The following is a 4,132-nucleotide window of genomic DNA, read 5'->3' as shown; positions in this document are numbered from 1 at the left end:
CGGCCTGTCTCCCGGATGAAGTCCGCCAGCCGGTCCAGGCCTGTGTTGATTTCCGTCGGCTCCAGATGGCTGACGGACAGCCGGATCTGGCGGAGCGGCCCGCCGTCCGGGTAGAAGTGGTGCATCGGTGTCCACAACACCCGGTGTGTGCGGGCGGAATGCTCCAGCAGGTCGTCTCCGGCCGTGAACGGCAGGGTGCAGACGACGAAGAAGCCGCCCTTCGGTCCGTTCCAGGTGACTTCCGGGCGGCTTCCCGCAGGGAAACGCCGGCCCAGTCCGTCCAGGACCTGGCGCAAGTTGCGCCGGTAGACCGCCCGTTCGCGGTGGTTGGCGGTGCGCAGGCTCCCGCCGTTCTCCAACAGCTTTCCACCGATGACCGCTTGGGCGATCGGTGATGTGTTCACGGTGAGCATGCTCTTGAGTTCGCCCAGGAGATCGGCCAGCAACTCCGTTCGATGGCCGGCTCGAATGAGCTGGTCCGCCACGGCATAGCCCACCCGGGCTCCGGGGTTGCCGGTCTTGGCGAAGGAACCGAGATGGACGACGGACCGGGAGGTGTCCAGGGATTTCAGTGTGGGCAACGGCTCGCGCGTGTCCCGGAAGACACCGTAGGGATTGTCCTCGAGCAGCAGGAAATCGTTCTCCTCCGCTGTGCGGAGGAGCTGTTCACGAGTGGTGCGGTCAAAACTGATCCCCGAGGGATTGCCGAAATCGGGTACCACATAGCACGCCCGCGGGCGGAGACCGTCCGCCCGCGCGCGCCGTACGACCACCGTCAGATCATCGAGATCGATGCCGGCCGGGGACTGCGCCACCGGGAGCACGGGCATGTCGACGAGCCGTGCGGCGCCCACGGCGCCGACGTAGGTGGGAAAGACGGCGAGGAGGGCATCCCGGTCGGAACGGCGCAGCGCTCGGAGAGTGAGGTACAGCGCTTCCTGGCAGCCGACCGTGACCACGATCGCCTCCGGGGCGACGGTGATGCCCTCGTCGGCCAGGAGGTGACCGGCGATCAGTTCATGGATGATCCCCTTGGTCCTGCCGTACTGCAGCAGTGTGCTCCGTACCTGTTTCTCGTCGCCGTCGGACCTCGCCAGGAGGTGGGACGCATAGCGGTCGATATGACGGTGCACCGATGCGATGTCCAGGAACCCCTCGTAGGGGCGGCCCGCGGCAAACGAGATCGCGTCCGGAAAGCGCTGCGCCACTTCGTTGAGGAAGTTCATCGACTTGGTGGTGGGGGAGCCGAGGGAGTCATGGAGTTCGTCGAGCCGCAGGCCGGCCGTGGGCGGGCTCTGTGTCATGGCCGGACGCTGCCCATGGCCGACTCCGCCATGGCGGCCACGAGTGTGGCGGGGCGCATATCGGTCCATCGCTCTTCGACATGGGCGAGGCAGGTGTCCCGGGAGGAATCGTCCAGTGCGATTGTCCAGCCCGGTGGGACATCGATGCCGGACGGCCACAGGGAATGCTGTCCCTCCGCATTCACCAGGACCTTGAAAAGCCGGGACTCGTCGTCGAACGGATTCGCCATCCGGACTCCTGGAATGTGAGTGTGTATCCCGTCGGCAGCCTAGGCAGGAACATGGAGCCAGAACAAGGGGATTCGGAGGCTTCGGGCGCCAGCAACCTGTCACCGGACAGGCGGCACAGGGCGAAACTCAGTCCGGGGGCAGCAAGTGGACACTCTTCCCGGAGAAGAGTCCGAGTTCGGCTGCCTTGAGACCTGCCTGGAAACGTGATGTGGTGTCGAGTGTTTTGAGGATGCGCGCCACATATCGCCGGTAGGTGCGTACGGAAACATCCATCTGCCGGGCGGCGGCCTCGTCCTTCGCGCCGGACCGCAGCAGGCCGAGGACCTGGGCCTGGACCGGGTCGGAGGCGAGGCCTTCGGCCGGGCCCCGGGGCGGGGTGGAGTCCGGGAAGGCCGGTGGGACGGTGCCCTGTTCCCACAGCGCGCCGTGCAGGCGCCGGAGCACACCGACGAGTTCCGCGCCCTGCAGCAGCAGGGCACCGGTGCCGCCGGGGTGCTCTCCTGTCTGGACGAGGCCGGCCTCGGAGCCCAGAGTGATCATGTTGGGGACCGAGGACGAGGAGAACCGCACGGTGACGCCTTCTCCGACGAGCCGGCCGAGCCGGCGCCGTGCGGCGGAGCCGTGCGCGTCGTCCGGGTGGAGCAACAGGCGTAAGTCGTGCCCCGGTTCGAGGATCTCCCGGCTGTAGAAGTCCGACGGCTCCGGGCGGCCGGACTCCCGCCAGGATACGTATGCCGTCAGGCGTTTTCTTTTCAAGGTGCGCACTACATCCCGGAGGACGATCCGCACGGCGGCCGGATCGATTTGCCGGATTGCATGGGAAGGGGCTGTCCGGTACAGCTTCAGCGCTTCCTGCACGATGCGCTCGGCGCTGCTGATCGACTCGTCGGACCGGGATACTTCCATGACGGAACGGTCGGTATTCAACATTCCCCCCGTGGCATATTGCGGCAAAGCACCACACCCCCCGGCATGGTGTTGCCGGCAAACGCTCCTCGACTCAAGATGGGAGGCCGTCGGCGGGTTTGTCAACAATATGTCTGCGACATGCGGCGGAAAATCGGAACCCAGGTTTCGGAACGTATCCGTCAACTTCCCTGTGCGGCAGTCTCTTCCGGCCATTGGGCGCCCCGTAGTTCTCGGCTGCGCAGCCCGGCGCACCACGCCGCGGCGAGCACACCGGCGAGGGTCAGAACGGTGATGGCGGCGGAAAGGTGCTCCAGCAGTTGCCCGACGCAGAACACGCTCAGCGCGCCCCCCGCCCCGAACACCGTCATGCAGGCGGCGATGGCGCGGCCGCGCTGCTCGTCCGGCACCTGACGGAAGATCAGAATGTCGACCAGCACGCGCATCGACGGTCCGCCGAGTCCCAGCAGGAAGAGGGTGAGGGCCGTCCCCCATGCCCCCCAGGGAGCCGCGAGCGACCCGATCAGGAGGAAGGCCGTACCGCTGAGCCAGAGCATCAGGACTCCCGGTGGCAGAAGCCGGTGCAGCGGGGTGACCAGCGGGGTCCCCGCCAGGCCGCCCACCGCCAGGCCCATGGTGGTGAAGCCGATCGCGGTGGCGGACAGCCCCTCGTCCCGGAGCCGGACCACCACGGTCAGCACGACCGGAGCCGCCACCGTGCTCATGGCCGCGGCGAACAGCATCGCGGCCCGCAGTGTCGGCCGGCTCCACAGCGCGTTCAGGCCCGCGGTCATGTGCTCGCGGAAAGACGTCCCGCCCGCCGGCCGCATCGGTGCGCGCAGGGCCTCGGCCGGCAGCCGGACGAAGGCGGCCAGCGTGAGGGACAGTGCGAAGGAACAACTGGTCACCACGAACGGCAGCAGGCCCGCCAGGGAGAACAGGGCTCCGCCCAGGGGCGGACCGGCCAACGCTGCGGCGTGGCTGCGCACTTCCTCCTGGGTGAGGGCCGCCGTGAGCTGGCGAGGCGGCACCAGGGCGCGGATCAGCAGCATCCGGGCCGAACCGCCCAGGGGCTGGGCCGCTCCCACGATCACCGCCACCGTCAGCAGATGGGGCAGTGTCAGCGCGTCGGCGGCATACGCCGCCACCATGCTGACGCTGACGGCCACCCGTACCGCTTCCACGGCCAGCAGCAGCCGCCGTCGGTCGTAACGGTCGGCGAGCTCGCCGAGTGGCATGCCGAACACCAGCGAGGTGGTGATCTGGATCCCCCCGAAGGCTCCTGCCCAGGCGGCGGAGCCGGTGAGGGCCAGCACCACCAGCGGATAGACCAGCTCCGCGATCTCCCTGCCCAGAAAGGCGAAGACCGAGCCGGTCCAGAGGAGTTGGAAGCCGCGGTTCCGCCGGAGGGGCACTTCCCCGGCGGGCTCCTCGGGCATCACGCTCTGCGCGGACTCGGCGGCATCACTCAACGGATCCCTCCCTGCGGGAGCGGGAGCGAGCGAACACGGGGTCGCTGCTGCGGTCCTGCGACCTTAAGGCGGTCCGGTGCGGTCCTGCCCGGCCGCGCGGCAGGGTGTCAGTATCGTGACAGCACGGCCTTGGCATCTTGCTGACAAAGGCGTCCCGGCTCTCCTGAACACATCCTTCTCTCGTTAGCGTCGGGCATCTTCACGCCCTTTGACTGTGCT

General features: G+C 68.0%; 4 protein-coding genes. All 4 read right to left on the bottom strand.

The window, feature by feature from the left end:
* Positions 1-1,304 (bottom strand): aminotransferase-like domain-containing protein (locus ACV530_RS36455; RefSeq protein WP_494337029.1); only part of this gene is annotated, 1,304 nt, incomplete at its 3' end.
* Positions 1,301-1,534, bottom strand: coding sequence for an MbtH family protein (locus ACV530_RS36450; protein ID WP_494337028.1), 234 nt, complete (start codon positions 1,532-1,534; stop codon positions 1,301-1,303). The genes ACV530_RS36455 and ACV530_RS36450, both read right to left, overlap by 4 nt.
* A gap of 127 nt (positions 1,535-1,661) precedes the next feature.
* A complete protein-coding gene (locus ACV530_RS36445; RefSeq protein WP_494337027.1) occupies positions 1,662-2,441 on the bottom strand; it encodes a helix-turn-helix transcriptional regulator in 780 nt (259 codons plus the stop codon).
* A gap of 182 nt (positions 2,442-2,623) precedes the next feature.
* A complete protein-coding gene (locus ACV530_RS36440) occupies positions 2,624-3,913 on the bottom strand; it encodes an MFS transporter (protein WP_494337026.1) in 1,290 nt (429 codons plus the stop codon).
* Positions 3,914-4,132: the final 219 nt, after the last annotated feature.

Source organism: Streptomyces sp. SX-6, from assembly GCF_059089585.1.
The sequence above is the reverse complement of the archived record's forward strand: the minus strand, read 5'-3'. Positions and strand labels throughout refer to the sequence as shown.